Genomic DNA, 25,136 nt, shown 5'->3' on the forward strand with positions numbered 1-25,136 from the left:
CATGATTCGTTTCCAAAGTCCCCTTCGGCCAACCTGAACACTCGACATCTGGAGAGGCACAAAATCGAGAGTCATTCGCAAATAGTCAGCGTTTCACTTGGGCTCCAGTCCCAATCGCACATCGGCCCAACCCTTACCGGAGCAGGCTTCCGATTTCCCTCGTTTCAAGCTGGTATTTATTCTTCTAATCACTACCGATTTATTTGCTAATGACCACCTTCCGCCTCAAACCTATCACTTTCATCGGTATCCTTGGCGCATTGCTTTGCACAGCTTCCGTAGCGGTTTGGGCTGGGGTTGAATCCTCCCTCAAAAAGACGGAACATGAAGTGGCCGACGAATACAAAAAGATCGAGGACAAGGTAAATTCCAAGGCTAGGGATTTTTCTTCCCGGCACGAGATGTTCAAGAGCGTCGAGGAGGAAGCAACGGCCAAACAACTCAAAGCAGCCAAGGGAAATCCAGCCCTCCAGCAGCAGATCGCCGACCAAGCCCACATCGATCTTCTAACCCGCAAAAGATTCCCATCGGCGATGGATTGCTCCGTCTGCCATCCCTATCACTTCGAAGGCTGGTCCGCCTCCGCTCACTCCTACGCCCAGATCAGCCCGATCTTCAACGCAATGCAGGGCACGTTCATCGACCGGAGCAACGGAACCAACGGCGACTTCTGCATCCGCTGCCACACTCCGGTTGGCATGGCTCTTGAGGAACCTCTCTTCACGGCGAACGAAAACCGGTCCTCCGTCTCCCGCGAGGGGGTCACCTGCATCGTTTGCCACCGCGTAAACGGAGAATTTGGCCGCGTATCGGGACGATTCCCAATCGAGGAGGGGCCGATCTACGACAAGATGTACGGTCCCTTGGCCAACAAGGTCATTCAGGAAGTCATCAAACGATATGACGTCTCACCCGCTCCGGGAGTCAACGAGGGAGCGGAGAAGATCCACGCCGGCACCGAACGAATTGGCGTCTTCCAGAAGCCCGTCTTCTGCGGAATGTGTCACGACGTAAACAGCCAGAACGGATTCCGACTCGAAACCGCCTACACGCAATTCCTTAACTCCCCCGCGCATGAAAAAGGCCAGAGCTGCCAGGATTGCCACATGTCCAAGATCCCCGGACAGCCGCTAAGTGGGTTCCACAAGGGACCCGTCGCCGAGATCGGAGGCCAACCTACCCGCGAACAAAGGTTGACGGACCATTCCTTCCATGGCCCCGACTACTCGATTGTGCATGCTGGCGTCTTCCCCCACTCGGTCGAAACAACCGAGCTGGCCGCGTTCCAGGACTGGTTTGATTTCGACTACACGGCCGGTTGGGGATCTGAAACGTTTGAAGCCGATGAAACGGGAAAGTCCGATTTCCCTGAGGCCTGGCAAAGCAGATCCAAGCGGATCAAAGCCCGCCAATTGATCGATTCCCAAATCAAGCGATTGAAAAAATTTGATGCCGGACGCCGGCAACTCCTGCGCCGCGGATACCAGTTCCGGGAGTTCGAACTTTTGCAAAATGACGACAAGGGCATTGCCTTCGAAGTCACGATCCAAAACGGAACGGATGGCCATGCCATTCCCACGGGTTTCGATGCCGAGCGGGTGGTCTTCGTCCAAGTCACCGTCACGGATCAGGAAGGCAATATCGTCTTCCAATCCGGTGACCGCGATCCCAATGGAGACCTGCGCGACGGCCTATCTCGCTATGTTCACAATGGAGAAGTGCCGTTTGACTCATACTTGATGAGCCTTCAATCCGACTTCCTGGCTCTCAATCTCCGCGGTGGACAGCGACCCGAGATCCTCACCATCGACTATTCCGCCACAGCCCTTCCCTTCGTTCGCCCCAACACGATGTCGAGCCTGCTCCTCGGTCATCCACCCGACACCCGAAAGATCGTCAACAGTCTTCCTCCCAACGGCAGCCTCACAGGCCGCTATGTCGTCACGAAAGATCAGCTCACCGGAAAGGGGCCCTATCTGGTCAACCTTCGATTCATTTCCCAAATGATGCCGGTCCACTTGGTGTGGGAAATCAGCGGAGTCGGATTTGACTACGGCCTCTCCGCAAAGGAAGTCGGGGACCGCCTGGTAAAGGGAGCCCTCACCCTCTGGGAACACAACATACTGCTGGATTCTCCCAGCGCCTCCATCGACCTTCGGCCGACCGAGGATGATATCCTTTCTTCAAAAACCACCGACGAGACCGACAACCACTGGTATCGCTACATCAATTCTCTCCTGAAAAAGAACTGATGCTCCTCCGCCGAATCCATCGCCTCTCGTTCCCTCTCTTCCTCGCCGGATCCGTGTCGGCTGCTGCACTCTGGGATGCCACGAATTCCAAGAGTGCGGAGCAGACGAGGCCCGATAAAGAAGTGCACTCGACCGAAAGCACCGCATCCGAGGATACCAAACCAGTCGCAAAGACCCGCTCGCAGCCGGAAGATTCTTCCTCAAAAGCCGCGCCCACTCCCAGAATGGTCAAGGGCACGGTCATCCTGACCAGCACCGGAGAAGAGGCCGAGTACGACATCCCTTCCTTCGACCAACCAGAAGTTTCCAGCGACGCTGTCATCCAGGAAGAAGACATTCTCGATGCGCCCCGCCCGGCCGTTCAGAATCCCGCTCCCACCGATTCCCAGCGGAGCATCGTCACCCGGATCCGCAAGAGTGCTTTGCTCGACGTCGCCTACCCGCTGGCTGACTTACCCGAACGGCCCAATCTCCTCCTCAGCTGGGGAGACCCCTTCTTCGGCCCCGGACCGATTAGCAAGGGATTCGAGATCCCCACCGGAGCCATCTGGAATCCGCAATTCTTTATATTCGGCACCTACTCCACCGCTCTTCAAACCTTCGACGACGGAGCGGTCCAAACCACCGAGTGGGTCAACGCGCTTGATCTCTACGGGAACCTCAACCTCACTCCAACCGAAAGGATCCTCATCGGCTTCACCCCCTTGGATCGAAATGGTAGCTTCACCGGATACCAGTGGGAGCCCGACGATAAGGGCCTCGACGCGCTGAACGGCAACATCGAAACTCTTTTCTTCGAGGGCCGATTGACCAGTCTTTTCCCCGGCCTGCTCGACTCCAGCGTCGATTGGAACGTCGATTTCTCCGTAGGGCGCCAGCCGCTTTTCTATCAGGACGGCATCCTTATCGACGACAACATCGACAGCATCGGCATTACCCGGACCAACCTCTTCTGGCTCGGCAGCTCGGCAACGACCGTCACCGGTCTCTTCGGGTGGGATAATATCGACCGCGGAACCGGAGTAAATGAGGAGGATTCCGGTGCATCCCTCTTCGGACTGCTAACGCAGTGGAACTACAATGATCTCCAGGTGGAGTTCGATGTGACCTTTGTGGACGGAGGGCACACCATCGGCGGCGACGGAACGAATATTTCCCTCGGGGGCAATACCCGCTTCGGAGGTTGGCTCAATATCACAGGCAGCATCAACCAATCGATCGCCTCCGGTGAAGAAACCGCCGGGAGCGGGACAGGAACTTTGCTCTTCGCCCAGTTTTCAACCCAGCCGTCCCACACCGTCGACAACCTCTACGTAAACACCTTCCTCGGAATTGACGAATTCACCTCAGCCGCCCGCGGGGCGAACGATGGCGGACCTCTCGGTCAGGCTGGCATCCTCTTCGCCGCCACGGGCCTGGGCACCTTCGGGCCAGCCCTGAATTCGAGTGGTCAAAATACCGTAGGCGGAGCCATCGGCTACCAACACTTCCTCGGAGATGTCGATCAGCAACTCATCGGCGAGATCGGAGGGGTGACGAGCTTAAAAGGTTCCTCCAATACCGCCGTTGCCACTGGTGCCGAGTACGAGCTCGGATTCTGGCAGCATTTTGTGCTCACACTCGGAGCCTCCGTTACCTTCCAAGAGGAACTGGATACCGGCTATGGACTCCGTTCCGTCATCACGTACTCGTACTGACCTGCCATGCTTCCCTCCCTCATTCGAAAGCGAACGGTTTTCTTCACACTCCTGAGCCTCCCAGGCCTTTTTGTTCTGGCGAGTATTTACGCCCCGAGCTTCAACTCATGGCAGTTTCGGGACATCCAGAATTTCCTGGGGAACATTGCAATGTTCCTCCTTATCTTCGTTTTGAGTCTGACCCCTTTGATCCAGCTCTTCCCTCGATGGAGGTTGGCTCAAGCCCTCAATACCCACCGAAGGTCTATCGGGATCAGCTGCTACATTTACGCTTCGCTTCACTTGCTGTGCTACATCATCTCGCTGCCGAGCTCAGCGAGTATCCTCCAGGATTTCCAGGAATTTCTTTACCTGCAGCTAGGACTCGCCGCTTTCATTCTTCTGACCCCCCTCTTCCTCACCAGCAACAGCTACTCCGTAAGGGTATTTGGATACAAACCCTGGAAAATCCTCCACCGGCTCGCCTACATCGCCGCGATCGCCGTTTTCCTACATCGCTCTTTGGGCGAGGAGATTCAGCTTTTCCAAACTCTCCTCATCTTCTTCCCCCTCTTCCTTCTCGAGAGTCTCCGTATTCTCAAGAACCTTTTCGGCCTCTTCAAGAAGAAGGGAAGCGCGCCGCCTCCCGTCATCCGCAAGCCCCGCCCCAAACCGGCCTGGGAGGGCTATCGGGACTTCAGGGTCGCCCGCAAAGAGCCCAACCCCGGCGAGATCTGCTCTTTCTATCTTGAGCCAGTCGATGGTCAACCGCTCCCTCCCTTTCTCCCCGGACAATACCTTACCTTCAAATTCGAAGTTCCCGGACAGGCAAAACCGGTTCTTCGTTGCTACAGTCTTTCGGATGCACCGGCCCAAGACCATTATCGAATCTCGGTTAAACTTCAGCGCGCGCCACGAGACGTCCCCACTGCCGCGCCCGGAATTTCCTCAACCCACCTCCATGCCACCGTCCAAGAAGGAGACATCCTTCAGGTAAAAGCGCCTGCAGGAAAATTCACTCTCGAAGAGAATGTTCGTAAGATCGCTCTCGTCAGTTCCGGCGTCGGCATCACTCCCATGCTTTCGATGCTCTACCACCGCATCAACCAGGGACTGCGTGATGGCGACGAGATTTGGTTCTTCCACGGGGCCCGCACTCGAGGTGGACACTTCACCGCGGAAGAACTGGAAAAGATCGCCGACAAGAATCCTCAACTCCAGATCCGAGTCTGCTACAGCCGACCAACCGAAGGAGAAAAGCAGATCAAACAGGATTTCCAGATCGGCCGGCTTGGAGCTGGATTCATCCGCACACATCTTCCCAGCAAAGACTACGATTTCTACATTTGCGGCCCCAATGCCATGATGGCCGAGGTTGTGCGTGGCTTGGAGGATTGGGAGATCGCACCAGAGAGGATTCACTTCGAGGCCTTTGGTCCCTCCTCGGTCAAGCGCACACGCCCCCTCCCCAAGTCCGCCAGCGAAGAACCGACCTGCACGGTCACCTTTGCCCAATCCCAAAAAGAGCTGGAATGGACAGGAGAACAGGAAAACCTTCTCGAGCTTGGAGAAGCCGCCGGACTCACTCTCCCCTTCGGCTGCCGCTCGGGAGTGTGTGGAGCGTGCAAACAGGAAATTGCTAGCGGCGAGGTCGAATACGACTCTGCCCCCGCGGCCGACCCCGGCGAACACGCCTGCCTCCTCTGCCAAGCCAAGCCCAAAGGCGACCTAATCCTCAAAGCCTAAAGAAAGTATAAATCCATTCGTTCGCGATCGTCAGCGCCCCGCTGGCAGCCGCGCCCCACCTAAACTCGGAAGGGAAAATGGACGGACCATCAGCCTGACGCAATTGGTTGAAAATCACGAAAGGACTCGATCGAAATTGCAACATGCCCAGTCTCGTGCGAATTATCTTCAAGCAGACTCCATGGCTATCGTTCGCAAAACCGTCCTCTCCCACGTCTACTCTTCATGAATCCAGGGCAACTCCTTCTCGTCGGCATTCCCGGTCCAGAACTCGATCCGGAAACCGCGAACCTCTACCGCAAGATTCAGCCCGGCGGGTTTATTCTTTTCAACCGCAACCTCGAGTCTCCCCATCAGGTCCGCAAGCTCATCGACAACCTGCGCGACCTCAGCGAGATTGAGCCCATTATCACGACAGACCAAGAGGGCGGCCGTGTTTCCCGTCTGCGCACTGTCGGTCACGAACCTCCCAATCCCCAGCAGCTCCGTCAAAAGGGAGACCCTGAACTCATCCGTGCCCACGGACGCCTCACGGGGCAATTGATGAGGCTCTTCGGTTTCAACCTAAACCTCTGCCCAGTCCTCGATATCTCCTTCGATGACGAGGCCGACAACTCCCTCCGTGGACGCTGCTACGGGAAAAGCCCGGAGGAGGTCATCCGCAACGCCCGTCTCTTCAATACCGCCATGCGTGAGGAAGGCATAGCCAGCTGCGCCAAGCACTTCCCGGGATGCGCCGCGGCCACGGTCGACCCCCATCACGAGCTGCCAGTGATTCGCCGTTCCATTGAGGAGATGGAGGACTGCGAGCTACGGCCCTTCCGGGCGATGATGGAAGAAATCGATTCGATGATGATTGGGCACTCTTGGTATCCGTGCTACGACCCCGAGCCTCTCGCCTCCTCTCTCTCGAAATCGGTGATCCGGGATCTGCTCCAAGAAAACTTGGGCTTCAAGGGGCTCATTATGACTGACGATCTCGACATGGGCGCACTCCTCAAAAGCCACACGCTCAACGAGAGTCTCGACGACGCCCTCGGCGCCGGGAACGACCTTCTCATGATATGCCACCGCGTCGAACAACAACGTGAGGCGGGCCGTCACCTTGAGAAGGCCGACCGCAACCAAATCGACCGGGCGCTGGAAAATATCGCCAACTTCAAAAAGGGTCTCCAACCCCCGACCGAGTTCTCCGAGGATGCCCATGCAGCCCTCGACCAGCAGGTCTGGAATCTCCGGGTCGACACCCTCGGCCTCGAACAGGCCAAGCAACGGGGCAACGAAAGCTACAAATGCTCCCCCGTTGAAAAATTCTAGCAGGATGCAGGATCACCCACCTCACCGGGATCATCAACGCCTCGGTCAGAATCCGACCGACAGTCGATAGAAAGCTTTCTCTCCGGGGTCAATTGATTCGGCATCTGTGATCGTAATTGTCGTCCCATTACCGCTCGACATCGCGACTACATTCGCAGACCCCGAGGCGCCGCCCGATTCACTCCAGCTACCAATCACACTCCAAGAGTCCGCCGCCAACGTCAGGCTCTTTTCCAGCGAATAGGTGGCCCCACTGGGAGCTGTATCCGGAATCTCAATAACAAACTCCGCATTTCCTCCAGCCGTGAGCGAGGGCGCCGCGATCGGACGGGCCGAATATGCGGTCGGGTCGAGATCAAAGCCATACTCCACTCCGTTCCCCACTTGGTCTCCATCATAATCCGCCCCTTCCGCAATCTCTTCACTAACCGTCGGGGTCGTCCCCGTATTTTCAAAGGCCCAGAGGTAATAAGGTTCCGCGTCGATAATGGTCGCCGTAGCCAGCGGATCACCTATCACCACACTTTGCCAGGAAAGCTGCATAATCGAGGACCAGGCGGCTTCAACATAGGTCAATCCCTCTTCGTAAAAGGCATTGAGGAATACTTCGCTGCGAGAGATGCCAATGTTAAACGGTTCCCACACCGGTCCGGTGGCAAAGGTTCCGCCAGCCGCGATCCATTCGGTTACTTGGGCTTGATTTACGGCCAGCGTCACGCCCGCCAGACCAGCCGCCCCGTAGCTTTCGTAAGCCGCAAAACTCGCCCCCGGAATCAACTGACCCTCGTAGCTGCTCAGGTATTTTCTCTCTCCTCCACCATTGTGATTTACGCCGTAAGAATTCAGATGAGCGACCGGTCCAGTGACGACGACCTCCGTCCCCGAAAACGAAATGGTGTCGATTGCACCACGAAAGAACTTATTCGAATGGTCGAACTGCAACTGATCCCAATCGGCAGCAAAGAGGCTTTCGACATTGCCATAGTCGTCCACAAGATCGTCGATCACGGGGTCATATATATACTGGAGCCGCACGTCCTTTCCCTCACTGTCGACTGTCCTTGAATCCGCATCGAGAAGGATCGCATCAGTCTGCTTGCGGATGACAACCGATGCAGCTCGATCAATCATCGCTTTTACGTCGGAAACGGTTTCCGCGTCAAGTCGGGCCGTGAGGTAAAGATGCCCGGCGTCGAAGGGAACGTATTGAGGTTGCCCCGGATTCGACGATTGAATCATTCCAAGCCACCAATTGTAACCCACCGCTTCCGGTTCGAAATAACGGTCGCCCGAAACAATTTCGCTCCGATCAAAATTCCCGAATGGCGTCGTTCCACGGTAATAAGGATTATAAATTGCGCGGTCGGCGGGCGAGTCCGAGGAGCCGCCGGCCTCCCCCTCTTCCAAGTCGAACTGCAAGAGCGTCAGCTCAGAATCGACGGAAGCATAAGTGATATTTCCGTTGTTGTAGGCGGTCGAAGAGGCTTCGGGATTATCTCCAAGATTCGGACTGTTCGGGGCAATCTGCTGAATGCGGTGTGGCAATCCTTTCGTCAATACGATCACACAAATCAACTCCGCCAGACCGTCCCCATTTTCGTCGACATTCCCATTCAAATAGGTGCGAATAGGCGTTCGGATCTTACTGATAAAGTCGGCGTAGGAGATGGTTCCCGGCAGGAGAGACTCGTCATTGAGATCTAGTTTCTTCACCCCTTTCCGTGCTTCTGCATAGTAGTCGGCCACTTCCTGACTGTCCCCATTCTGACTGTTGTAGACCACAAGAACCTGTTCTGGATCCAAGGCCAGAAGACCTCGGCCAAAACAAAAGAGGACTGCAGCGAGGACAATGAAACGGACGTGGGGCATCGAACAAGAAGAATAATGAAAACTATAACAATTCCTAAAAAGAGCAAAAATCTGCGGTCGAAACAGATCTCACGGCCGGGCCTCTGATTCAAGCACACCTCGCTAAAGACGGAGCAATTTACCAGCGTTATACAAATTCACCGGTAGATTGAGAAACCTCATCCCAGGAACCTTGCATTTTGCAACGGGCAAGACTCCCCTCAAATCACCAAAGGGGAGGACCTACGAGATCGATCCCGCGAATTAATCCGAAAGGCCAGCTAGAATTTCAATCCAGGATGCGGTGGTCCGACCTCACCCGAAAAAATCAACCACCCCGCCGTGCCGCGACCGCCCATTCGTAGACTTGTGAGTATTCTGCCGCGGAACGATCCCAAGAAGCGTCTCGGGTCATCCCGTTGATCCGGAGTCGGTGAACTTCATCGGGCGCATGCTCCCAAAGAGTGATGGCCTCAAATATCCTTCCTAAAAGGTCATGCGGATGCGGATCATCGAAAAGAAAGCCATTCGAATTTTCCTGTCCCACCGGGATGACCGTGTCCGCTAACCCTCCTGTTCGGCGAACAACCGGAATCGTCCCGTATCGCATTGCATACTGTTGCCCCAGCCCACACGGCTCGAAACGGCTTGGCATGATAAAGAAATCAGATCCCGCAATAATCCGATGCGCAAGTGCTTCGCTGAATCCAATGTAGGTCCCTACACAATTCGGATGACGCCAAGCGGCTTGCGAGAAACTGTCTTCTTGCCATTGCTCCCCGGAGCCGAGAACTACCAATTGCATTCGGCCACTATCCGCGATTCTCTCCACCACAGAGGCAAGCAGATCGAGTCCCTTCTGGTGAAAAAGTCGGGATACGACTCCGAAAAGAGGTATATGAGGGTTCACCTCAAGACCAAATTCGCGTTGCAAATCGGCCTTCACACGATCTTTCCCAGCGAGATTTTCTACTGAATAGTTTTCGGGCAGCTGGGGGTCGGTCGCCGGATTCCAGGCGTCGAGATCGATCCCATTTAAGATCCCGACCAGGTCAGCTCCCTTGAAACGCAATGCGTGATCCAAACCAAAACCACCACTAGGGCTACGGATCTCGAAAGAATAAGTCGGACTGACGGTTGTGATCTTATTTGCATGATAGATCGCTCCCTTCATCCAATTCATTCGCCCCAAGGATTCGAGCCCTGCTTCTTGATAAACCCAGCTCGGCAACTGAGTGTAATTGAGAACCTCAGGCGAAAAATTCCCTTGGTGCTCGAGGTTGTGAATCGTGTAAACGGAGGAAGTCCCCTGCCACGGTCCACTATTGTAGAGAGTGTTTAAATAGATCGGAACCAGCCCCGTGGTCCAATCGTGGCAATGGACCACATCTGGAATCCAGTCGAGCAAGTGACAGGTCTCCAATGCGGCCCGCGCAAAGAAAGCAAACCGACGGTCATTATCACCATGAGCCCCCCAAGGACCATGATATATTTCCCCGCGGGAGAAGTACTCCCCATACTCAATAAAATAGAGAGGAACCTTCGCCCCATGATTGATCTCAGTCTCCCAAAGCGAAGCGAACTGCGTACCATCTCCCGTCGGAACGTAGAGAATTTCGGGACGCCGCGCCCAATTTTCCTCGATCGTGAGACTTCCGTGGCGGGGACAAACAATCCGAACATCGTGTCCGGCCGCCGCCAGCGCTTTGGGCAATGCCCCGACTACATCAGCCAACCCACCTTCTTTGACGAAGGGAGCGACTTCGGGTGCAACCATCAATATCTTCATTCTTCCTTCTTCTCTGACCCTTGATCTTCTTCTTCTCCCGATGAATCCTCATCCGAGTAAGAGGTTTCCTCAAGCTTGAGGCGAAAATTGAACAGGGGTAAGAGCAGAAACAAGCCGACACAGGTAAAACCGAGAACCGCGTAGCCCGTGATATCATGAACCTTTCCGGCAATCGCATCAGAGCCATAAACATGAGCCCAACTGGTGAGGAAGAGACTGCGCACGATATTCATGATAAAGGCGAAGATCATCGCGCAAACGACGAGGAGAATTTTCTTCCACCAACGATTGAGAAACACCGCAGCCAGAAATGATCCGGCAAAGAGGCAGGCCGTCAGAGAGCGGATCCCCGAGCAGGCGTCTTCCACTCCTACCCGTCCCTTTTCTAGGATAAGAGTATTGCCCTCCCGCTGAAGCGGAATTCCTAGAATATCGAAGACGTTGAAAACAATAACAGTAACCTTATTGAGCAGAAACAGGCTTACCTTCGTCTCGGCAAAATCCAAAAGCGGAATTGAAAGAATCCAAATCAAGGCAGGGAAGACAAACAAACCCGTGAAAAGAAACCGATAGCGTGCAGGAACCGTAGTTCCTTCGCCTACCGGAGCCCACCCAGCTCCAATAAAAGCCATTGAAATACAGGTGGCGGCAAATCCGTAAGCAAGCGCCTGTCCACCGGGCAAGAGAGGATTATTCGCAATCGCCTGTAGGAATCCTCCTAAGAGGAAAAGGCCCAATCCACCCAGTGCCCCGCACCAAGCGAGAGCAACAAGCAGTCCGGTGCCCAGTGACTGCGAACGCGGCAAGACCGGAACCACCTCGCCATTCCATTTCCTTTCCTGCAGGAATGCCTTAATCTGAGCCCACCGCTCATAAACCACATACCCCACGAAAAATGGGACAATGAACCCAAAACTATAATCCTCTCGATTCGCCCACCACTTTTGCTGGTCGAAGACCAAATAGCCTGCCATCGCAATCAGGAGAAAGCCAGTATAACGGATATAGGAGGGAAACCCGGTTTCGGCCGGCTTGCTAGGGGTTGAGGAAACCATAGAAGAGAGAGAAGCCTACAAACTTTTGGTAAAACTCTCCGAAGACAAGACCAGATCGGCAGAATCGACAATTCCCGCTCAACGGAAATCAGAATTCACCCAAACAATCCCTTTCGCAGTCCCGTCCCCACGGCGAGCCCCTTCCAGTCGCTCCCCCGCAACGGGTGAGGTCTTCGCGCCCGCTTCCCATCCGGTTCGTTTTCCAAGAACTTGTTCACAAAGTCCTCCGATCCCAGCACCATCCCATCCGAAAAATACCGCACCCGGCACCGCAAAACTACAGAAAGAGGCAACTTACCCTTCTCCTCCTGCAATACCCGCACCGCTTCCTCGTGAGAAATAGACGCTTTCCCTTCTTTCTCACCACCGCCAGACCCATACAAAGTCTGCCGATACCCAGCCAGGTCCTTATCCACCATTGAGAGCCCAGCTCGAGCCAATCGCCCTCCACCAAGCGCCTCCGCATAACCGCAAAACCGATAATCCTTAGGATCCGAAACCAGCCCGGCCCGAACCGCGTTCAGGTCAATATAGGCCGCCACCGTCCGCAAAGCCCAACGATCCCCTTCCACCAGCACACTCTTAAAACGTGCCGACCAAAGCGGACCAAACCGATCCCGTGAGCGGTTAAACCAAAGCGTATACCGAAGCTTCAGAGTCCGCATAAACTCCGAAACATCATGCATCCGGCGGGTAAGCTCCTTACGCAACTCCCTTCCATCAAGAAAGTTATCCTTCAAATGCCCCTCCAAAACCTCCGCAGGCATTGGATTCCAGGGAGTAGGCTTAGGATAAAGCTTCCGATACCGACGAACCAACTCCGCATCTGAAACCTCTGTCCCTGCTGGTGGCACCTCCACCAAAATATGGAAATGGTTCTTCATCACCGCATAAGTAACCACCCGAACCCCGGAAAACTCAGCCACCTGCCAGATCATTTTCCGCAAAACCTCCCTCTCCCGGTCGCCAAAGAGAGCCTCCCCATTCACCGTCCGACTCATCAGATGGTAATACGCCAATTGATCCGAAATACGACACCTACGCCTGCCCATGCATTCGTATCATTGCGGATTAATCATATTAGTCAACACTAATAGAACGGTTATATAGAATAAAGCCTCCCGTGGGTTGTAAGGAAAAAACAAGGTTCAGAGCCTGAGCTACTTTAAGAGCAAAGCCCTGCTGCTTTTCGCATTGAAGCCTGACGTCCTTCCTTTCAATCTCCTAATCGAACATGAAGGCTTTTCGCGAAACAGAGTCGAAAGACAAAGAACTGAAATTCTGCTGAATTTTCGAGCATGCCGCACGAATACCTGCACGCTCACTGGCGTATGCCCTACATCAAGGAGCCTTCGGAAACAGGGGCGAAACGGGCAAACCCATTTCTCTCGATTCCTCATTCTGAAAATCCGAAGGAGGCCCTGCTGCTTTACAAGGGGTCGAAGAGTTTCATCGTCATGAACAAGTTCCCCTACAATGCGGGCCATTTGCTCTGCATTCCTTATCGGGAGGTCGGTGACCTTGAGGATTTGGAGGACGAGGAGTATGGCGACCTTTGCCAGACCGTCTTGAAGGGGAAGAAACTTCTTCGGCTGGCTCTGCAGCCGGATGCTTTTAACATTGGCTACAATCTGGGAGCTTCCGCGGGTGCGGGTATTCCCGGGCATCTGCACTGCCATATTGTTCCTCGGTGGTCGGGGGATACTAATTTTATGCCGGTAATTGCTGGCACTCGCGTTCTTCCTGAAGCTATGGCCGCCATGTGGGAGCGGCTTCACCAGTTTGTCCCACAAATCGAAGATTAACTCTATCGTGGAAACTCACGCCTACAGCCAGACTCTCGAATTCGACTCCCCTCGCCTGCTCAGCCAGCTCTATTGCGGAAAGGAGGGGCATCTTACCGAAGCCGAAAAGGCGCTCGGGGTTACCCTCATCACCCGGGACGACTGGTTGAAGATCGAGGGATCCGAGGCCAACGTGCACATGGCGAAAGAATTTTTCGAAATTCTCCGTCTTGCCCGTGCCCAAGGCCTCAAGATTCGGAACAATGACTTTGAAAAGATGCTGGGTGCCGTTGCCGACGGTGAGGGAGCTGAGATGCGCGATCTGTTCGAAAATCCGCTCATCATCCAGCTGAAGCGCAAGAGTATTGTCCCGAAAACCGTCCACCAGAAGCAGTACCTGAACCGCATCCGCAACCACGACGTTTCCTTCGGGATCGGTCCGGCCGGAACAGGGAAGACCTATTTGGCAATGGCGGCGGCACTCGATGCATTCCAAAAGGGCGAGGCTGAAAAATTGGTCTTCACCCGACCTGCTGTCGAAGCGGGGGAGGCTCTCGGCTTTCTACCCGGCGACCTGCAGGAGAAAATCCTTCCCTATCTTCGCCCTCTTTATGACGCCCTCTATGACATGGTCGGGGTTGAAGAGACTCAACGGATGATGGAGCGCCAACAGATCGAGATCGCCCCTCTCGCCTACATGCGCGGGCGGACGCTTTCCCGGTCTTTTGTCATCCTGGACGAAGCCCAAAACACCACTCCAGAACAGATGATGATGTTCCTCACCCGCTTGGGTGACGACTCGAAGATGATCATCACCGGGGATATTACTCAAGTTGACCTTCCCCGCAGCAAAAAATCCGGTCTGAAGCAGGCCATCCAGATCCTCTCGCATGTAAAGGGAGTTTCTATTTTCGAATTCGACGGCGTTGACGTCGTTCGTCACCCACTGGTCCAACGGATCATCCAAGCCTATGAAAAGGGCAATGGTGAATCCCAGGCAGTTACGTTTGTCTAATCTCCCGTTTCGGGACCCGAATCCAACCAGAACTCCATGGGAATTTTCCGAAAATTCAGGAAAGACCGGAATCCATCGCCTCTGCAACGGCGGCGGGGACTCGGGCCGAACGAGAACCGCTCCATACCCCTCAAGGTCGCAATCTACTGGTTCCTCGGTTTTATCGGGTTTACGGGTCTGATCGTGCTCATTGCCTTCGCGGGTCTAACCCAAAGCGACCCGCAAATCGCCCGCGATCAGGTCGCTCGTGACCGGGTCGTCGCCGATTTCTCCTTTTCCTTTGAGAGCGATGTACTGACCCAACGTCAGGTCGCGCTCGCCCGGGAACGGATCCCCCCTTTTTACGAGGTCGACATCGCTCCTTTCGAGGAATTCTCCCGGGCTCTGAACGCCCTCGAGTTCGATTTCGCCGAGTTCGAGACCAACCTCCAAGACCTTGAAGGGGTGAACCGCATGGAGGCCATCCGTGCCTTCGTCCGTGAATTCTCGGACGAGCGGGGGATGGAACTTCCGGTCGAACAGACTGCAGTTTTCCTGAATGAAACCTCCCCAGCCCAAAGGAATCGGCTGATCCAAGACGCAATCGACGTGCTCGGCAGCATCTACCGGAATGGGATTATTGATGAGGATGATCCCAATTTTTCCGGAATCGGATCCTTCAATGTCATCCCCGTGCAAACCGAAGATGACGAAATCGCACGCGTGGAAATCCAGAGGCCCTACGACGCGAGAGTATCTCTCCGCAACGAGCTGGCCAACATGGATGTCAGCGATACCGTCTTCAACTCCCTCTACGAGATTCTCAGCATCGGGGTGCAGCCCAATCTGGAATTCGATGCCGAGCAAACCCGCACCCGACGCGATGAAGCAGCCGTAAAGGTCAATCCCGTCCGGGTAGAGATCCGCGAAGGAACCACCATTATCGAACCCGGAGTAACGGTCTCGGCCCTCGCCTACGAAAAGCTTGTCCAATACCGGCAGGAGCAAAGCACCCGCGCGGCAAACCGTTTCTTCCTCGATCCGACATTTCAGCAACGGACTCTCCTCACCTTGATGGTCCTGCTGACCTCAGTGCTTCTCCTTCAGCTCGGATTCCCTCGGCTCGCCAACGACCCACGCCGGCTGGGGACGGTGGCCTTACTGATTCTGGTCAACCTTCTCATCTTCCGATTCTCCCTCTATCTGGGGAACTCTGATCTTTTCCGCGGGGATCATCGCATTATAGGAGTCCTGCCCTACGTCGCCCCTCTGGCGTTTGGTCCGATTACCGCAGGTATCCTCCTCGGCCCAATATTGGGAGCCCTCACCGCCTTTATCATTTCGGCGATCTTCGCCATCATGCTAGGCGAGGCCAGCTTCCTCTTTCTGGCGGGGATGATCTCCTCTCTGGTCGGGATCTTCCTCTGTCATAACATTCGCCTGCGTACGAACGTCGTCCGGGCCTCCTTCCTCGCTGGAGTGACTCTTTCGGGCTTTATCCTCCTCCACGGTGCCCTGCTCGATTCCGACCTGGCCCAGATCGGTCGGCAAATCGCCGCGGCCTTGATTTCCTCCTCAATCACAGGGGTTGTCATCCTCGGCTTCCTCCCCCTTCTCGAGCGGTTGTTCAACTATACCACCGATATTACTCTCCTCGAATACACAGACTTCAACCACCCCCTTCTGCGGCGGATGCAGGTCGAAGCCCCCGGCTCCTATCACCACAGTTTGATGGTGGCCAACCTCTCCGAGAATGCTGCGGCCGAAATCGGGGCCAACCCCCTCGCCTGCCGCGCCTGCGCCCTTTTCCACGACATCGGCAAGATCGTCAAACCTGAGTATTTTACGGAAAACCAACGCTCTGGCCGCAATCCCCTCATTGAGCAAAAGCCTTCGATGAGCGCGGTCATCATCAAGCGTCACGTCAAAGAGGGAGTCGAGCTGGCTCGCAAATACAAGCTGCCGAAGGTTTTCGTCGATGTCATTCGCCAGCACCATGGAACAAGCCTCATCCAGTATTTTTACCGGGAGGCGATCAACCGTCGCGAACGTAGTCAGCTTCCCCTCTTCTCCGACATCAGCGCCGAAACCGTCGAGGAAAACACTTACCGCTACGATGGTCCGAAGCCGGACTTCGTCGAGAGCGCGATCATTCTTTTCGCGGACTCGATTGAAGCAGCAAGCCGTTCTCTCCAGAAGGTCAATGCCCAGAGCGTCGGCGAGTTACTGGACCGCATCTTCCAAAGCCGGATCGAAGACGGCCAACTCGACGAATGTCCATTGACCCTCCAACAGGTTGCCATCATCAAGCAGAGCTTCACCCGCACCCTCTTGAATAGCTTGCACACCCGCATCGCCTATCCTTCCGACGAGAAGGACAAAGAAAAGGAAAAGAGAGGCAAGGAAGGCAAAGAAGCCGAACCCAAATCCACACCACCCGAAGAAAATGACAAGGGAGATACAGATAATCAGCAGGTGTGACCGCTTGACCGTGGACGAAGCCGGAGTCGAGGAGTGCTTGCGAAAGCTCGACTCGGACGCCCGTTTTGCCGTCCCCGATGGGGATCTCTCGGTTGTTTTTCTCGGCAATGAGGAAATGGGCGAACTCCACGGAACATTTCTCGGCGATGCGACTCCGACCGATGTCATCACCTTCCCCGGAGATACCTCCTTTGGAGAAGCCGGGGAAATTTGTGTTGGCGTAGAGCAGGCGGAAGCCGTCTACAAAGATCATGATGTGAGTCTTTCCCACGAGATTCTCCTGTATTTGGCACATGGCTGGCTTCACTTAGCCGGATATGATGACAAGCGCGAAGAAGATCGAGTGGAGATGCGCCGCGGTGAAAAGGAGGCCCTCGCCTTCCTTCTCGCAGATCGTGAGCCACCAGAATGTTCTCTGTCAGATTGACTCTCTGAAATAGAGGCGGATTGTTCAGAACATGTTACGGAACCTCCGCAACGCATTTCTAACTGGCGTCATTTTACTCCTCCCTCTCGGAGTAACGTACATCGTCGTTAATTTCATCATCGTTAAGATAGGAGTTCCGGCGAGCGGTATCTTTTTTTGGTATGTTGGCGACAACATTCGGAGCGTCACACTGCTCAATACCGTCCTCAACATTCTCTCCCTCTTTGTTCTCATAATCTTCATCATCGGGCTGGGTTTCTTCTCCCGATACGTGTTGGGACGGCTTCTCATCTCGATGGTCGAGAAGATTCTCGATCGCCTGCCCTTCGTCAATTCGGTCTACCGCACGGTCAAGCAGATCGTCGACACCTTCAGCCAACAGCAGAGGGCCGTCTTCCACGAAGTCGTTCTTGTCGAATATCCCCGCGAAAACTCGTGGGTTCTCGGCTTTCGCACCAGCGAGACGAAAGGAGAAGTCCAAGCCAAAACAGGCCAGCATCTCTCCAACATATTTGTCCCGACCACCCCGAATCCTACTAGCGGGTTTCTCCTGATGATTCCCACCGCCGATATCATTCCCCTGAAGATGACTGTCGCCGAGGGAATGAAAGTTATTATTTCAGGAGGAGCAGTCTCGCCCGAATACAGTCCCCAGACCGAAGAAGAAAAATTAGCGATCAACGCCGACAGCCCCCATCCGATCGAGGACTCTGATGGGGACGCCGAAGAGTCCCCATCGAGCAAGGACGCTTCTTCCTAAGCCTAGATCCGAAGACGCGGCACCCGCCATTCAGACAGCAGCAGGAAACCTGCCCCCCCGTTCTCAACCCAGAGCTTTCAGACCCTCTTCATCGATGACAGCGACGCCGAGTTTCTCGGCTTTCGCTAATTTCGACCCGGCTTCCTCTCCGGCGAGAACGTAATCGGTCTTCTTACTGACCGAAGAGGTCACTCGGCCTCCCCTCGCCTCGATCCAGGCGGTGGCCTCGTCACGCGTAAAAGTCGGCAGGGTCCCCGTGAGGACAAACGTCTTCCCTTCCAAAGGTTTCTCGCCCGCATCCTCTTCTTCGATCTCTTCGGCAAATCGCAACCCAAGGTCGCGGAGTTCGTCGACAAGATGCTGGTTTTTCGGCTCGGCAAAAAAGGTGCGGATACTTGCGGTGAGGATACTACCAACCCCATCGACAGCTTCCAGCGTTTCCTCATCAGCTGTCATGAGAGCATCAATACTGTGAAAGCGACGAATCAAATCCTTCGCCATCCCCGCTCCGACATTAGGGATTCCCAGGCCATGCAAGAGTCGCCAGACCTCCGTCTCCCGACTCCGATCGATGGCGTTGACTAGATTCTCGGAGGACTTCTGCGCGAACTTTTCCAGTTCGATCAGGTCCTCAACCTTCAAACGGTAAAGGTCGGCGATATTGTGAACGAGATCCCGGGAAACCAATTGATCGACCACCGCCTTACCGAGGTTCTCGATATCCATACAGGCTCGCGACCCAAAGTGCTCGATTCGGCGACGCACCTGTGGACCGCAGCCAGCCGCATTGGGGCAGCGCCAAACGGCCTCTTCCGGGAGCCTTTTCAACTCAGTGCCGCAGGCCGGACAGATTTTGGGAAACTCAAAGGGTTGGGAATCTTCCGGACGATTTTCCAAATCTACGGAAATCACCTGCGGGATAATCTCGCCAGCTTTCTCAACGAGAACCCGATCACCTTCCCGGATGTCCTTGCGGCGGATTTCATCCTCATTGTGAAGAGTCGCGCGGGCGACGGTCGTCCCCGCAAGCTCGACCGGATCCAGATGGGCAACCGGAGTCACCGCTCCGGTCCGGCCCACTTGGAGACCGATCTTCCGCAGAGTGGTCTCCGCTTTTTCCGTTTCAAACTTGTAGGCGATCGACCAGCGGGGGGCCTTGGCGGTGCGCCCAGCCTCTCTCTGGAGAGAGCGCTGATTGAGTTTTACCACCGCCCCATCCGTCGGATACGAGAATTCGACCCGCATCTGGTCGAGTTCCTCAATCGATTTCCAGACCTCTTCAATCCCTTCGACTTTCCAATAGCGTTCGACTACCGGAAGTCCCCACTCGAGCAAATGATCCTGCAACTGACTTTGGCTTTCCAGGAAATGCGGTTCGCAATAGCCCACTCCATAAACCACGACGGCCAACTTCCGCTTGGCGACTAGGCGGCTGTCGAGCAACTTGATGGTGCCAGCCGCCAAATTCCTCGGGTTGGCGTAAAGGGCTTCGCCGTTCTTCTCACGCTCCTCATTGATGCGCAGAAACTCGTCGTTTGTCAGATAGACCTCGCCCCGCAACTCGATCACCTCCGGAGGATGATCGGTTTTCAACTCCCGTGGGAGAGACTCGATTGTCATGGCGTTGGCCGTGACCACATCGCCCTCGGTACCGTTCCCCCGAGTCACCGCGCGGACGAGACGACCCTTTTCATAGGTCAAGCTAATCGCAAGCCCGTCAATCTTCGGATCCACCGTATAAGTCAGGGACTCCGCTTCAAACCGTTTGCGCAGTCGCTGGTCAAAAGCATACAGGTCCTCCTGATTGTAAGTGTTGTCGAGGCTCAACATCGGCTCGCGATGGCGATAGCTGTCGAATCCTTCCTGGCGGTCATCGCCAACCTGTTGGCTGGGAGAATCTTCAGGAACCTCTCCGAGGAGGTCTTCTTCGAGACCGACTAATTCCTCTTTGAGGCGATCATATTCGCGGTCGGAAACTTCCGGCTCGGCCTCGCGGTAGTATTTTTCATCAAGCTCGCGGATACGCTCCCGCAGCTCCTCGATTCGTGATTGGGCTTCGCCGGAATCGGTGGTCATCTCTTACTCGGTAACTTGGGTAGGTTCGAATTTACGGGTTTTGTCGTTACTCCGGTGCAGGGCCAGAATCTTCCCCCCAGCCTTTGGAACAAAGGTGCTCCGGGAGGAGAAAATCCGCAGCTGCCCATTCTCTCCGATCACGAAGAGAGGCAGAATAAAACCGTCGAAGCTGGCAGCCTTTTCGGGATCCCAATCTTCCTTGAGATGGATTTCCCGCACGACGGCTCCGGAATAAAACTCTTTTTCGATGAGATCGAAAGTCGCCTTGGAGTCGAAGAGGACATTCTGTTGGCGCTCGGCCGATCCGCCCCTCGCCTTCTCCGAATTCTCTCCGGTTGCCAAGTGATAGACGTGGGTCTTCCCGAGATGTTTCCCGAGAGCCAACTCGGCAAATGCATTAATCTCCGCATTTCCGGTTACGGCTAGGCCTCTCCCAATCTCCGAGAAATCGATCTCCTCCATAAATTCTGAGGAGTGAATGTTGCCCTGGTGCGCTTCCAGTCCGATGTTAATGGCCGATTCCGTGTGGCTCCCGTTCGAATCAATCAGGGCCACATGGATGCCATTCCTCTTCAAGGCCACGGCAATCATCCGAGCCCATGGATGGGCTCCGACGAGAATGAGCCCCTGCGGATTCGAAGAGCCGATCTGCACCTTGCGGGCATAGACAGAGGCAGCGATTCCGTAGAACAGCACCGTTCCAAGAATCACGAAAAGAACCTCGGCGAAGAGACGTTCGCCATCCGGGTCTCCTGTCTGACTCAATCGGAACGCAAAAACCGAAGCCAAGGCGGTGACCACGATCCCACGCGGAGCCATGAGCATCAGGAAAAAGCGTTCCTTCCAGATCAACTTCGTTCCGACCGTCGAAGCCACCACCGACAACGGTCGGACGATGAGAATCGAGGCGAGAAGGAAGAGCAAACTCGACCAACCGACCTGAAAGAGAGTATCCGGCTCGACTCGGGCACCGAGGACAATGAAGAGCCCGGAGATGAGAAGAATCTGAAGATTCTCCTTAAACTCGATGATGTGTTTGATGGGAAAAGTTCGCTGATTCGCCAAAATGATCCCCAGCAAGGTGACCGAGACCAATCCCGCTTCTTCCTGAAAAAGGTTAGAGACCGAATTCAAGGCGATGACCACGGTCAGCGTCACCGGAATATGAAGATAGTCCGGCAGCCAGCGGTGCCGCATGGCAAAGATGAGCACAAAGGCACCAACAATGGCGCCGACGATCCCCACGCCGAGAGTCACCAGAATCCCCGAGACAAAAGTACTCGTGGCCGAATCCAGCCCGCCGTGAAGAACCGTTTCGAGAATCAACACCGAGAGGATTGCCCCGACCGGATCGTTCAGGATCCCCTCCCACTTCACGACATGGCTCACACGCCCTCGAGGGCGAATTTGCCGTAGCATCGGCCCGATGACCGTCGGCCCGGTGATGACCAAAAGAGCTCCCAATAGAAGGGAGATCTCCAAAGAGAGCCCCAGAAGGAGCCAGGCAAAAAACGTCGACAGAAGCCAAGTCAGAAGCCCCCCGATCGATATCAGCCGGAGGATAATCGTTCCACTCTCTCGAAACTCCTTGAGGTTGAGAGACAGCCCTCCCTCAAAAAGAATGACGGCCACCGCAATCGAGGCGACGGGGAAGACTAAATCCCCAAAAAGCGCATCGGGATCCAGCAACCCTATCCCTGGTCCGGCGACTAGGCCAAACGTGAGCAACAGAAGAATCGAAGGAATCTGAAAACGCCACCCACACCACTGTGCGAAAGTGCCAAGAAAAATGACCCAGGTCAGGCCGATCAGGATCTCTTTATCCACAGGAAGAGGAGCCTTTCCGCTTTCCCGAAAATTGCAAGCCCTGTAGCAAGATCAATGAGACTAAACCTCGAGCCGCAAACCGTCATAGGCCAACTCGACCCCTTCCGGCAGATCCGCCCCCACCTGTTCGTAATCCACCGTGCAGGTCATGTGGGTCAGAAACGTCCGCTTCCCTCCGATAATATCAGCGGTCTCCACAGCCTTCTCAATCGTCATGTGCGAAGGATGTGGTCGCTGCCGCAGACCATCCAGAATAACGACCTCCGCCCCATTCGCCAGATCACGGGCTTCCTCCGGAACTTCAGAGCAATCCGTAAAATAGGCGATTCGGCGTCCCCCCCTCTCAAAAATCAATCCCAGGACCTCAATGGCTCCGTGAGGGAGTGGTGACGAATAAATTTTCCCATCCGGGATTTCCAGAACCTTGGGCATCTCCGTCAGCGAAAAGGCGGGGTATCCCTTCACCACTGCCTTCTCGCGGACCGCGTACGGAAAAATCGTCCGAACCCGGTCCAGACCCTCTTCCGTTCCGTAGACCGGCAAAGCCTCCCCATCGCGCATATCACAGTATCGCCGCAAATCATCCATTCCCAGAATATGGTCGGCGTGCCCATGGGTCAGAATGAAATAGTCGATCCCCGGAATCTCGTTCTCGATACACTGCAGGCGAAACTCCTGCCCGGCATCCACCTGAACCCGCGTTTCTCCCATCCGGACATGAATTGAGGAACGCGTCCGCCAGTTCCGGCGGTTCTCAAGGTCACAAAGCCCCTCCGGCTGCGCAATCATGGGAACCCCCTGTGAAGTTCCTGTTCCGAGAAAAACCAGTTCCATAGAACGGATTTGTAAAGACCTCTGGCAAGGATTGACGAGAGGATTCGATCATCCCTTTCTAATTCTCCTCCCCGACAAAGAACCCTAAGGCGAAGACTGCGCGTCAACTGTTCGACCTCAGCTCTCAATCGGGATTCCGACCGACCCGCCTCGTCCGGAAAATCGAAGCTCCTATTGTAGATAGGACCGATAGAAAATTCGCCCAAGCGCGGCTCTCGCCGGTTCTGAGTTGCACAATTGGGTTAAGAGATATTTTTTCCCCTACTTGACCTCGGCTCTCGCCTTGTCTTTGACTCAAAGGTCGATCCAATTATTGCGCATGAAAGAATCTGAACCGACATCCACCCCAAAGCACTCGCCGATGAACCCTCCCGGGGAACATCATCCGGACGGAGCTTTTGACGATCCGCTTCACGACTGGTGGCAGAAGAACGGTAAATCGCTGATTGCCGGGGCTGTGATCGTCATCGTCGGCACCGCAGCAGTTTTCGGCTTCCGCATTTATCGCCAATCCCAGGAGCAATCGATCCAGATTGCCTTCAATGAAGCAGTTAGCTCCGAGAGCCTCGAGAGTTTTGCTCAAGAGAATGCCGGGTATCCGCTTGGGGGAGTTGCAGCTCTGCAGACCGCCAACACCGCATTTGAGAACCAAGAATGGGACCAAGCTCTTGCGAACTACAAGATCGCAGCAGAATCTTTGAAAGGCAATCCCCTCTCCGGGAAAGCCCGACTCGGCATTGCCGTTACTCAGTCAGAGATGGGCAACAACGAGGAAGCACAAAAAATCCTCTCTGCCCTCGCAAATGATGAGAAATCCTTCCCGGCATCCCGCGCGGAAGCCATGTATTTCCTCAGCCTCCTCTCCCTGGAATCCGGCGACTATGACAGCTTTTCGCAATGGTCTTCCAAACTCGCCGAGATTGACCAGATTGGTCAGTGGACCGCCAAACTTGGCTACTATGAAGACCGCACCCCTCTTCCAGTAATCGAGGTTACCTCCGAGGAAAGCGCAGAAACCGCGTCCACTCCCGAAGCGACCGCCGAAACGGAAGCTGCGGTAGAGGTTGTGGAAAGCACGACGGACTCCGACACCGCCTCCACGCCGGAAACTGAATCGGCCGAGCCCACTTCCCCGGCAGAATGATTGCGGGCGGAGCCAAAGCTCCCCTCTTTCTCCTGACGGACAACGGATCGATCCGTCCAGCCTCCGCGTTGGCCCTACGAGCAGCGGCCGAGGACCTTTCCAACCGCACGGGTCAGACCGTGATGCCCGCCTCCCTGGCGCACTGCCATCGGATTCCAGCCGAAGAGCTCGGGGGCACTCCCGCCCGGCGGCTCAAGGAGACCCTCCTCGATCCTTCCCTGCCAGAGGAACGTCCGGTTTTCATTATTCCCTTTTTTCTCGCGAACCGCGGAGCGATCGTCCGCTTGGTCGAGCAAGCGATCGCCGAAACCCGTGAGGAACGGCCACAACTTAGCGTCGAACTCCTCCCCTATCTTTTCGAAGAGGATGGGGCCGAACAGGAAATTCTCGCGCGGGCGGGCACTGTCCGAGTTCGCGAACAAATCCGCCCCAGCGACACCCAAAAGCCTACGGTCGTCCTCGTCGACCATGGCAGCCCCTATCCGGGTGCGGCCCAGGTCCGCAATTTTGTCGCCGGCCAGGTGCAGGCATTTCTCCACGATGAAGTTCACACGGTCATTCCGGCCTCGATGGAGCGGCGCGACGGGGACGAATACGCCTTCACCGACCCCCTTTTGGAAGAAGTTCTCCGACGCCCCCATCTAAGCCAGCGACCCCTGATCCTTCTCATGTTTTTCCTCCTACCCGGACGCCATGCCGGGCATGGAGGTGATGTCGCGGAAATTTGCGAGGAGGCGATCGAGGAATCCCCCTCTCTCGAGATTCGCACCACTGAACTTCTCGGCGACCACCCAATCCTCTTGGAGGCGCTGGCAAAAAGGGTCATTGGGGCCTTAGGGAATGGTTGACAAGGGCGTCATTTCTCGCCTTACTCCACCGTTTTTCCAGACAAAGAACTTTATTTATTGAACGACCATGGGACAACCAAAGCGCAAACACTCTAAGCAAAGAAGTCGCAAACGTCGCGGCGCAAACCGTTTTGAGGCACCTCTCCTCGCAAAAGATTCGACGGATGGCAGCGCCTACATGCCTCATCGCGTAAATCCTTCCAATGGGATGTACCGCGGCCGTCAAGTCATCGACCTAGAGGTCTAAGAGAGATCGCTCCGCCTAACGGGCTGGTTCG

General features: G+C 55.2%; 19 protein-coding genes. 12 read left to right on the forward strand and 7 right to left on the reverse strand.

The features are described 5' to 3' along the window. The first annotated feature begins 209 nt into the window (after positions 1-209). The 4 genes from H5P30_RS03605 (at position 210) to H5P30_RS03620 (ending at position 6,991) form a co-directional block, all read left to right on the forward strand. A complete protein-coding gene (locus tag H5P30_RS03605; protein WP_185691595.1) occupies positions 210-2,252 on the forward strand; it encodes a multiheme c-type cytochrome in 2,043 nt (680 codons plus the stop codon). Further along, positions 2,252-3,949: a hypothetical protein gene (locus tag H5P30_RS03610; protein ID WP_185691596.1), complete on the forward strand. Its 1,698-nt coding sequence runs from the start codon at positions 2,252-2,254 to the stop codon at positions 3,947-3,949. The genes H5P30_RS03605 and H5P30_RS03610 overlap by 1 nt, the downstream gene beginning before the upstream one ends. A 6-nt stretch (positions 3,950-3,955) precedes the next feature. Then, the gene (locus tag H5P30_RS03615) at positions 3,956-5,674 is read left to right on the forward strand and encodes a ferric reductase-like transmembrane domain-containing protein (RefSeq protein WP_185691597.1); all 1,719 of its coding nucleotides are present in this window, start codon (positions 3,956-3,958) and stop codon (positions 5,672-5,674) included. A gap of 225 nt (positions 5,675-5,899) precedes the next feature. Continuing rightward, on the forward strand, positions 5,900-6,991 hold the full coding sequence (locus H5P30_RS03620; RefSeq protein WP_185691598.1) for a glycoside hydrolase family 3 protein: 1,092 nt from the start codon (positions 5,900-5,902) through the stop codon (positions 6,989-6,991). Between the two features lie 45 nt (positions 6,992-7,036). Here H5P30_RS03620 and H5P30_RS03625 read toward each other — a convergent pair whose 3' ends face one another. The 4 genes from H5P30_RS03625 to H5P30_RS03640 form a co-directional block, all read right to left on the reverse strand. After that, a complete protein-coding gene (locus tag H5P30_RS03625) occupies positions 7,037-8,860 on the reverse strand; it encodes a hypothetical protein (RefSeq protein ID WP_185691599.1) in 1,824 nt (607 codons plus the stop codon). Between the two features lie 307 nt (positions 8,861-9,167). Further along, positions 9,168-10,628: a glycogen synthase GlgA gene (gene glgA, locus H5P30_RS03630; protein ID WP_221774268.1), complete on the reverse strand. Its 1,461-nt coding sequence runs from the start codon at positions 10,626-10,628 to the stop codon at positions 9,168-9,170. Continuing rightward, on the reverse strand, positions 10,625-11,683 hold the full coding sequence (locus H5P30_RS03635) for an exosortase/archaeosortase family protein (RefSeq protein WP_185691600.1): 1,059 nt from the start codon (positions 11,681-11,683) through the stop codon (positions 10,625-10,627). Before H5P30_RS03635 ends, glgA begins: the two co-directional genes overlap by 4 nt. 95 nt (positions 11,684-11,778) lie before the next feature. Beyond that, complete coding sequence (locus H5P30_RS03640) at positions 11,779-12,735, reverse strand: transposase (RefSeq protein WP_185691601.1); 957 nt, start codon at positions 12,733-12,735, stop codon at positions 11,779-11,781. A gap of 246 nt (positions 12,736-12,981) precedes the next feature. On the opposite strand from H5P30_RS03640, the gene H5P30_RS03645 reads away from it, so the two are divergent. Genes H5P30_RS03645 through H5P30_RS03665 form a run of 5 tightly spaced genes read left to right on the forward strand, consistent with a single transcriptional unit; the run spans position 12,982 to position 18,129 of the window. Next, positions 12,982-13,488, forward strand: coding sequence for an HIT family protein (locus H5P30_RS03645; protein ID WP_221774269.1), 507 nt, complete (start codon positions 12,982-12,984; stop codon positions 13,486-13,488). 7 nt (positions 13,489-13,495) lie between these two features. After that, positions 13,496-14,482, forward strand: a complete 987-nt coding sequence (locus H5P30_RS03650) for a PhoH family protein (protein WP_185691602.1) — start codon at positions 13,496-13,498, stop codon at positions 14,480-14,482. A gap of 36 nt (positions 14,483-14,518) precedes the next feature. Further along, complete coding sequence (locus H5P30_RS03655) at positions 14,519-16,942, forward strand: HD family phosphohydrolase (protein WP_185691603.1); 2,424 nt, start codon at positions 14,519-14,521, stop codon at positions 16,940-16,942. Between the two features lie 10 nt (positions 16,943-16,952). Continuing rightward, entirely contained in the window at positions 16,953-17,369 is a 417-nt protein-coding gene (ybeY, locus tag H5P30_RS03660; RefSeq protein ID WP_185691604.1) for an rRNA maturation RNase YbeY, read from the forward strand. Between the two features lie 31 nt (positions 17,370-17,400). After that, positions 17,401-18,129: a DUF502 domain-containing protein gene (locus tag H5P30_RS03665; protein WP_185691605.1), complete on the forward strand. Its 729-nt coding sequence runs from the start codon at positions 17,401-17,403 to the stop codon at positions 18,127-18,129. A gap of 63 nt (positions 18,130-18,192) precedes the next feature. Here the strand turns inward: H5P30_RS03665 and ligA are convergent, their stop codons facing one another. From ligA to H5P30_RS03680, 3 genes are read right to left on the reverse strand one after another with little or no spacing between them, the layout of a single operon-like run. Continuing rightward, positions 18,193-20,205: an NAD-dependent DNA ligase LigA gene (gene ligA, locus H5P30_RS03670; RefSeq protein ID WP_185691606.1), complete on the reverse strand. Its 2,013-nt coding sequence runs from the start codon at positions 20,203-20,205 to the stop codon at positions 18,193-18,195. Positions 20,206-20,208: 3 nt separating this feature from the next. Continuing rightward, positions 20,209-22,032: a cation:proton antiporter domain-containing protein gene (locus tag H5P30_RS03675; protein WP_185691607.1), complete on the reverse strand. Its 1,824-nt coding sequence runs from the start codon at positions 22,030-22,032 to the stop codon at positions 20,209-20,211. Positions 22,033-22,092: 60 nt separating this feature from the next. Then, entirely contained in the window at positions 22,093-22,866 is a 774-nt protein-coding gene (locus H5P30_RS03680; protein ID WP_185691608.1) for an MBL fold metallo-hydrolase, read from the reverse strand. A 319-nt stretch (positions 22,867-23,185) separates the two neighbouring features. Between H5P30_RS03680 and H5P30_RS03685 the strand changes: the two genes are divergently transcribed. The 3 genes from H5P30_RS03685 to rpmF all read left to right on the forward strand — a co-directional run bounded on the left by H5P30_RS03685 (position 23,186) and on the right by rpmF (position 25,105). Further along, a complete protein-coding gene (locus H5P30_RS03685) occupies positions 23,186-24,010 on the forward strand; it encodes a YfgM family protein (RefSeq protein ID WP_185691609.1) in 825 nt (274 codons plus the stop codon). Continuing rightward, positions 24,007-24,858, forward strand: a complete 852-nt coding sequence (locus H5P30_RS03690) for a sirohydrochlorin chelatase (RefSeq protein WP_185691610.1) — start codon at positions 24,007-24,009, stop codon at positions 24,856-24,858. The genes H5P30_RS03685 and H5P30_RS03690 overlap by 4 nt, the downstream gene beginning before the upstream one ends. Before the next feature lie 67 nt (positions 24,859-24,925). Further along, positions 24,926-25,105, forward strand: a complete 180-nt coding sequence (gene rpmF / locus H5P30_RS03695) for a 50S ribosomal protein L32 (protein WP_185691611.1) — start codon at positions 24,926-24,928, stop codon at positions 25,103-25,105. Positions 25,106-25,136 lie beyond the last annotated feature (31 nt).

Origin of the sequence: Puniceicoccus vermicola (assembly GCF_014230055.1) — a bacterium.
Classification (GTDB): domain Bacteria; phylum Verrucomicrobiota; class Verrucomicrobiia; order Opitutales; family Puniceicoccaceae; genus Puniceicoccus; species Puniceicoccus vermicola.

Excerpts from the sequence above, each read along its gene's own strand:
- H5P30_RS03605 (WP_185691595.1), top strand. The coding sequence starts at position 210 with ATGACCACCTTCCGCCTCAAACCTATCACTTTCATCGGTATCCTTGGC.
- H5P30_RS03610 (WP_185691596.1), top strand. The coding sequence starts at position 2,252 with ATGCTCCTCCGCCGAATCCATCGCCTCTCGTTCCCTCTCTTCCTCGCC.
- H5P30_RS03615 (WP_185691597.1), top strand. The coding sequence starts at position 3,956 with ATGCTTCCCTCCCTCATTCGAAAGCGAACGGTTTTCTTCACACTCCTG.
- H5P30_RS03620 (WP_185691598.1), top strand. The coding sequence starts at position 5,900 with ATGAATCCAGGGCAACTCCTTCTCGTCGGCATTCCCGGTCCAGAACTC.
- H5P30_RS03625 (WP_185691599.1), bottom strand. The coding sequence starts at position 8,860 with ATGCCCCACGTCCGTTTCATTGTCCTCGCTGCAGTCCTCTTTTGTTTT.
- glgA (WP_221774268.1), bottom strand. The coding sequence starts at position 10,628 with ATGAAGATATTGATGGTTGCACCCGAAGTCGCTCCCTTCGTCAAAGAA.
- H5P30_RS03635 (WP_185691600.1), bottom strand. The coding sequence starts at position 11,683 with ATGGTTTCCTCAACCCCTAGCAAGCCGGCCGAAACCGGGTTTCCCTCC.
- H5P30_RS03640 (WP_185691601.1), bottom strand. The coding sequence starts at position 12,735 with ATGGGCAGGCGTAGGTGTCGTATTTCGGATCAATTGGCGTATTACCAT.
- H5P30_RS03645 (WP_221774269.1), top strand. The coding sequence starts at position 12,982 with ATGCCGCACGAATACCTGCACGCTCACTGGCGTATGCCCTACATCAAG.
- H5P30_RS03655 (WP_185691603.1), top strand. The coding sequence starts at position 14,519 with ATGGGAATTTTCCGAAAATTCAGGAAAGACCGGAATCCATCGCCTCTG.
- H5P30_RS03665 (WP_185691605.1), top strand. The coding sequence starts at position 17,401 with ATGTTACGGAACCTCCGCAACGCATTTCTAACTGGCGTCATTTTACTC.
- ligA (WP_185691606.1), bottom strand. The coding sequence starts at position 20,205 with ATGACCACCGATTCCGGCGAAGCCCAATCACGAATCGAGGAGCTGCGG.
- H5P30_RS03680 (WP_185691608.1), bottom strand. The coding sequence starts at position 22,866 with ATGGAACTGGTTTTTCTCGGAACAGGAACTTCACAGGGGGTTCCCATG.
- H5P30_RS03685 (WP_185691609.1), top strand. The coding sequence starts at position 23,186 with ATGAAAGAATCTGAACCGACATCCACCCCAAAGCACTCGCCGATGAAC.
- H5P30_RS03690 (WP_185691610.1), top strand. The coding sequence starts at position 24,007 with ATGATTGCGGGCGGAGCCAAAGCTCCCCTCTTTCTCCTGACGGACAAC.
- rpmF (WP_185691611.1), top strand. The coding sequence starts at position 24,926 with ATGGGACAACCAAAGCGCAAACACTCTAAGCAAAGAAGTCGCAAACGT.